The following is a 6,142-nucleotide window of genomic DNA, read 5'->3' on the forward strand; positions in this document are numbered from 1 at the left end:
TCAATGCGTATAATTAAGAAGATAATGAAACATGGCAGTCGAACTTACTGATAAAGAAACGTTGCGTTATAACCGACAAATTGTCTTACGTGGTTTCGATTTCGACGGGCAGGAAAAATTAAAATCAGCCGAGGTGTTGATAGTGGGAGCTGGAGGGCTGGGTTGCGCTGCTTCCCAATATCTTGCAGCGGCAGGTATTGGAACAATCACCCTGCTGGATTTTGACACGGTTTCCCTTTCCAATTTGCAACGGCAGATCCTCCACCGCGATGAGCGTATTGGTATGGCAAAAGTGCATTCCGCGGCGTTGACCCTGCGGGAGATCAATCCACATATCACCATCAATCCCATTGAAGGACTATTGGATGATCCGGCGTTAGATAAGTTAATCAGCCAACATGAAATTGTACTCGACTGTACAGATAATGTTGCCATTCGTGAACAGCTCAATCGTCTGTGTTATGGACGTAAAATAACATTGGTTTCGGGTGCTGCGATCCGCATGGAAGGCCAGCTTGCCGTCTTTACTTACCAACCGGAAACACCCTGTTACCGTTGCCTGAGTCGTTTGTTTGGCGAAAACAGCCTGACTTGTGTTGAAGCAGGAGTTATGGCGCCATTGGTAGGAACTATCGGCTCATTGCAGGCAATGGAAACAATTAAGCTACTGACCCAATACGGGCAAACCTGTCACGGCAAAGTATTACTTTTTGATGCAATGACAATGCAATTTCGCCAAATAACGTTGCGGCAAGATCCTTTATGTGAAGTTTGCCGGTCGCAATGAATATGTCGTTGAAAATTTATTCTGATAAAGAAACATCCAGCCCAATTGAGCCGGATGTTTCTCTGTTAATATCAAAGGCTTATTCGTCAATACCTTGACTTCTCAGATACTCATCATAAGTACCTTTAAAATCAATAACCTTGTCAGATTTAATTTCCAAAATGCGGCTAGCCAGTGAACTCACAAAAGCACGGTCATGGGAGACGAAAATCAGCGTTCCCTGGTAGAGTTCCAACGCAAGATTCAAAGACTCGATAGATTCCATATCCAGGTGGTTAGTCGGTTCATCCATAACCAGAATGTTCGGCTTGTGCATCATCAGCTTGCCAAACAGCATCCGGCCTTGCTCACCACCGGAAAGCACACCCACTTTCTTCTTGATATCATCCTGCCCAAACAACAAGCGACCAAGAATACTGCGTACAGCCTGTTCATCATCGCCTTCGCGCTTCCATTGGCTCATCCACTCAAACACCGTCATATCACAGTTAAAATCACTGGCATGATCCTGCGCATAATAACCAATCGTGCTATTTTCAGACCATTTAATGGTGCCGCTATTTGGCGTTTCCTCACCAATCAGCGTCTTCAGAAGAGTCGTTTTACCAATACCGTTTTCACCGATTACCGCCATCTTTTCGCCGACTTCCATCAGCAAATTTAGATTTTTAAACAGGGGTTCGTTATCGTATCCTTTGGTTAATCCCTCCAATTCCAGCGCATTACGGAACAGTTTCTTCTCTTGCTCAAAGCGGATATAAGGATTCTGACGGCTGGAAGCCTTTACCTCTTCCAACTGGATCTTGTCAATTTGGCGGGCACGGGAAGTTGCCTGTTTAGACTTAGAAGCATTAGCACTAAAACGACTAACGAATGCCTGCAAGTCAGCAATCTGTGCCTTTTTCTTGGCATTATCGGCCAGCAGACGTTCACGCGCTTGCGTTGCGGCAATCATGTACTCATCATAGTTACCAGGGAATAGACGCAGCTCGCCATAATCCAGATCGGCCATATGTGTACATACCGTATTCAGGAAATGGCGGTCATGGGAAATAATGATCATGGTGCTGTTACGTTCGTTGAGCACTTGCTCTAACCAACGGATAGTATCGATATCCAGGTTGTTGGTTGGCTCATCGAGCAGCAGAACGTCAGGATTGGAAAACAAGGCTTGTGCCAGCAATACACGCAATTTCCAGCCCGGTGCTACTGCACTCATCAAGCCATAATGCTGCTCAACGGGAATACCGACACCCAGCAACAATTCGCCAGCACGCGCTTCTGCACTGTAACCATCCATCTCACCATAAGCGACTTCCAGATCCGCGACACGATAACCATCTTCTTCGCTCATTTCTGCCATCGCATAAATGCGGTCACGCTCCTGTTTGACTTCCCACAGTTCCTGGTGCCCCATGATGACGGTATCCAACACGGTATATTCTTCGAAAGCAAACTGATCCTGACGCAATTTACCCATACGCTCGTTAGGGTCAAGGCTGACATTACCGGAAGTTGGGGTTAAATCTCTGCCCAGGATTTTCATGAAAGTAGATTTACCTGCCCCATTCGCCCCAATCAAACCATAGCGGTTACCGTTACCGAATTTGACAGAAATATTTTCAAACAGTGGCTTACTGCCAAACTGCATAGTGATGTTGTTTGTACTTAACACAACTGTTGCTCTTATAAGTGAATAAAAGGGAGATGATAAAACCGATAGCCGCGCATTATGCCACAACAGAAGAAAAGTATCGCCAGAATGCGCTACCCACTTGCAAAATCAGGGCTGCACCTCAAATAACACACTGAATATTAATCATTTTTCCATAAAATAAACTAATCTATTGGACACAAGACATATAGAATATATCCATCTAATTTCAAGATGCGTGTGATTTCTCCCCGCGAAGCGGGGGAGAAATCAGGTTTTATAGAGTGTTGTAAATGGCAACTTGAAGTTTAATGTGTATAGAAAACGGTACTGTTATAAACTTTCCTCTATATTTTACAAATCATCAAATTGATATACCGGAAAAACACAATGCAAAAAGTAAGATGGGGTATTATAGGTTGTGGTGACGTAACAGAAGTAAAAAGTGGCCCAGCTTTTTATAAATTAGGGAATTCAGAATTAGTCGCCGTCATGCGTCGCAATGCGGATTTAGCCAAAGATTTTGCCGAACGGCACAATATCCGAAAATGGTACTCGGATGCCGAATCGTTGGTTAATGATCCGGAAGTTGATGCTGTTTATATTGCAACCCCACCTTCTACCCACAAAAAATATACTATTTTAGCAGCACAAGCTGGCAAAAGTGTTTATGTCGAAAAACCCATGGCATTAACATTTGAAGAATGCAACGAAATGATTGCTATCTGCCGATTTCAAAAAGTTCCCTTGTTCGTCGCTTATTACCGCAGAGCATTACCAAGGTTTATTAAAATAAAAGAATTAATTGATTCTGGCGCAATTGGTACACCACGGATAGTCAATTGTATGCAATTTAGGGAAATGGCGTCTATCTATCAAGATCCCAATAACTTACCCTGGTTTGTACAACCAGAAATATCTGGTGGTGGTTTATTTGTTGATTTAGCGTGCCATACACTGGATATATTGGATTTTCTGCTGGGAAAAATTATCTCAGTCAAAGGACATGCCAATTCACAGGCAAAAGCCTATCCCGCCGAAGACTGTGTTTCCATGTCATTTATGTTCGAAAATCATGTTCAGGGAGTTGGTATTTGGAATTTTGTCGCCAGTTCTCGTGAGGATAAAGTCGAAATTATCGGTACAAAAGGCAAAATCGTTTTTGCCACATTTGGTGATTCCCCCATTTCACACTATGACGAAAATAATCAACTACACCAATATCATTTCGAAAATCCAAAACATATCCAAATGCCATTCATCCAGACAATGATTAATAACATACAAGGAAATGGCAATTGTCCATCCACGGGTGAATCTGCCGCCCGCACCAGTTGGGTTATGGATGAAGTATTAAAAGAATATCGGACTGCTGTAAATATTATTTCCTAACTGGCTTAATGTTACTGTTTATACCAATCTAACTTCAAGATGCGTGTGATTTCTTCTCGCTGCGCGAGAAGAAATCAGGTTTCATATCGTGTTGTAAATTGCAACTTGAAGTTTAATGCGTATATTATTTCTGTTCACAAGATAATTGCCATCGTCCTGCTGACCTCTTGATACCCTTCTCTGACATAAAAGCGTATCGCATCAACATTCTGGGATAATACACTCAGTTCAAGATGTGAATAATGGTTTTCTTGTGCCCACTTTTTCATACCAGCCAGTAACTTCTGACCAACGCCAAGATTTCTGGCATCCTGACTTACCATTAAGTCAAAAACATAACCATAAGTTCTCGGAACCAGGCAATTGAAGGGGGGTGTTTTTTGCTCCTGAGCAATAGCAAAACCTTTAATATTGCCATTCCCATCTTCCGCAACCAGTAAATGAAACTTATCGTTATTGATGTTGGAAACAATAAAATCTCTCTCTTGTTCAGCTACTTGCATTCTATCCGGCTGCAACACCGCCATTTCACCAAACAATATACTATAAAGAGATAAAATAGCATCAATATCCCGCATAGTAGCCGTTCTTATTATCATCAGTTTTTCTCGATTACTTTCAGTTAGTATAAATTTCAACCAACAGGATAATGTAATTATTAAAATGGTCAAGTATCAGGGGAGCATCATCTGCTAACAAGCATATAGCTGATAATACTGTTGAGTTATATCTGTTTCACTGCGAAGATGGCTTCCTTAAATAACACGTTGTAACTGAGGTTTCTTTAAAATGGCTCTTTCCAAGCATCGGGCAGCGTCTTTTTCACTGCTTCCTGTGATTTTATTGTTATTGTCAATGACATCAATTCAAGCAGGGGCTTCTCTGGCTAAAACAATATTTCCTGTCATTGGCGCGCCCGGTGTCACAGCCCTGAGACTTGCATTAGGCACAATTATTCTATTTCTGATTTTTAAACCGTGGCGGTTAAAGTTTCAGCGTTCTTCATTGCTCCCGCTTTTCGCCTACGGCATTTCCTTGGGTGCGATGAACTACCTGTTCTATATGTCCTTATCCCGAATTCCGCTCGGCATTGCCGTTGCGCTTGAGTTTACCGGACCTTTGGCGGTAGCCATGTTTTCTTCCCGCCGTCCTCTGGATTTTCTCTGGATTGCCTTGGTTATTGCCGGATTAAGCTTCCTGCTGCCAATCGGGAATAGCGTCAATACACTCGATCCTATCGGCATTGCGTATGCACTGGGAGCCGGTGTTTTTTGGGCGCTTTATATTATCTTTGGACAACGTGCTGGAGCGGGCTATGGTGCCGCGACAGTGTCTATCGGTTCACTTATTGCAGCCTTTATCTTCTTCCCAATCGGATTAATACAGACAGGTCCTGAACTCCTGTTCGATGCTTCTCTACTGCCGATTGCCCTGGGGATCGCCATTTTATCCACCGCGTTTCCTTACACTCTGGAGATGATTGCCCTTACTCGCCTGCCAGCCAAAACATTCGGAACATTAATGAGCCTTGAACCTGCTTTGGGCGCATTATCAGGCATCATTTTCCTTAATGAGCATTTGGCAATGTCTCAATGGATTGCCCTTTTCTGTATTATTTGTGCTTCCATAGGCTCCACTTCGACCATTAAGAGAAAAACTAAAATAGAAAAAGTAGAATAACGACTTTAAAAATATATACCCATCTAAATAGCGTTTCAAAATGATAGGCGTATTCCTTACCCCGCGCTCCGCGCGGGGTAAGGAACTCCAACATCTGATACTTTCAGTATTATGAAAACCTATTTAGCTTCAAGATGCGTGTAATTTCATATCGTGTTGTAAATTGCAACTTGAAGTTTAATGCGTATAGAGATAATTCATTGAAACCGGAGAACTATTTACTCTCCGGTTTTTTTATTTTTATGGCTTATCAAAGTGTTACCGATCAACACAATAACTATCAATTCAATAGAAGTAATCAATATGACTTCCGGCAAATGATCAGCTAAATTTATTCTATCTAATGAGATAACTCATTACTCAGAATTAAGGGAGCATTATTATGAATACTGCAAAATTACTCAAAACCAAACCTTTTGGTCTGATTTATACCCGAAACAATCTTGATGAAGGTATTAAACAAAGAACGATTACGACCTTAAATCATATGGTGAGCCAATTTATCGATCTATCCATGCGTAAGCGGCCAATTAACCCGTGTAATTTACCTCATATCACTGATACTCACGTTCCACGGCAGTAGATCATGCAGAGGATCATCGGCTTGACGTTTGGGGAGTTCCGTAAAA

5 protein-coding genes and 1 pseudogene are annotated in these 6,142 nt (G+C 42.2%); 4 read left to right on the forward strand and 2 right to left on the reverse strand.

Annotated features, from left to right (window positions below; all coding sequences use genetic code 11):
* Positions 1-31 precede the first annotated feature (31 nt).
* A complete protein-coding gene (gene moeB / locus IQ211_RS05275) occupies positions 32-787 on the forward strand; it encodes a molybdopterin-synthase adenylyltransferase MoeB (RefSeq protein ID WP_189758448.1) in 756 nt (251 codons plus the stop codon).
* Positions 788-866: 79 nt separating this feature from the next.
* Here the strand turns inward: moeB and IQ211_RS05280 are convergent, their stop codons facing one another.
* Positions 867-2,462, reverse strand: coding sequence for an ABC-F family ATPase (locus tag IQ211_RS05280; RefSeq protein ID WP_189758447.1), 1,596 nt, complete (start codon positions 2,460-2,462; stop codon positions 867-869).
* Positions 2,463-2,831: 369 nt separating this feature from the next.
* Between IQ211_RS05280 and IQ211_RS05285 the strand changes: the two genes are divergently transcribed.
* Positions 2,832-3,833 (forward strand): Gfo/Idh/MocA family protein, encoded by a 1,002-nt coding sequence (locus tag IQ211_RS05285; protein ID WP_189758446.1) that lies wholly within the window; start codon positions 2,832-2,834, stop codon positions 3,831-3,833.
* A 134-nt stretch (positions 3,834-3,967) separates the two neighbouring features.
* Here IQ211_RS05285 and IQ211_RS05290 read toward each other — a convergent pair whose 3' ends face one another.
* A complete protein-coding gene (locus IQ211_RS05290; RefSeq protein ID WP_189758445.1) occupies positions 3,968-4,432 on the reverse strand; it encodes a GNAT family N-acetyltransferase in 465 nt (154 codons plus the stop codon).
* A gap of 190 nt (positions 4,433-4,622) precedes the next feature.
* On the opposite strand from IQ211_RS05290, the gene rhtA reads away from it, so the two are divergent.
* Both rhtA and IQ211_RS05300 read left to right on the forward strand, forming a co-directional pair.
* The gene (gene rhtA, locus IQ211_RS05295; RefSeq protein WP_189758444.1) at positions 4,623-5,513 is read left to right on the forward strand and encodes a threonine/homoserine exporter RhtA; all 891 of its coding nucleotides are present in this window, start codon (positions 4,623-4,625) and stop codon (positions 5,511-5,513) included.
* A gap of 382 nt (positions 5,514-5,895) precedes the next feature.
* Positions 5,896-6,030, forward strand: a pseudogene (locus IQ211_RS05300) (DNA starvation/stationary phase protection protein Dps); the annotation flags it as partial.
* Between the last annotated feature and the right edge of the window lie 112 nt (positions 6,031-6,142).

The organism is Xenorhabdus griffiniae, from assembly GCF_015163655.1.
Taxonomy (GTDB): Bacteria; Pseudomonadota; Gammaproteobacteria; order Enterobacterales; family Enterobacteriaceae; genus Xenorhabdus; species Xenorhabdus griffiniae.

Coding starts and splice junctions, on each gene's coding strand:
- rhtA (WP_189758444.1), top strand. CDS start 4,623: ATGGCTCTTTCCAAGCATCGGGCAGCGTCTTTTTCACTGCTTCCTGTG.
- moeB (WP_189758448.1), top strand. CDS start 32: ATGGCAGTCGAACTTACTGATAAAGAAACGTTGCGTTATAACCGACAA.
- IQ211_RS05285 (WP_189758446.1), top strand. CDS start 2,832: ATGCAAAAAGTAAGATGGGGTATTATAGGTTGTGGTGACGTAACAGAA.
- IQ211_RS05290 (WP_189758445.1), bottom strand. CDS start 4,432: ATGATAATAAGAACGGCTACTATGCGGGATATTGATGCTATTTTATCT.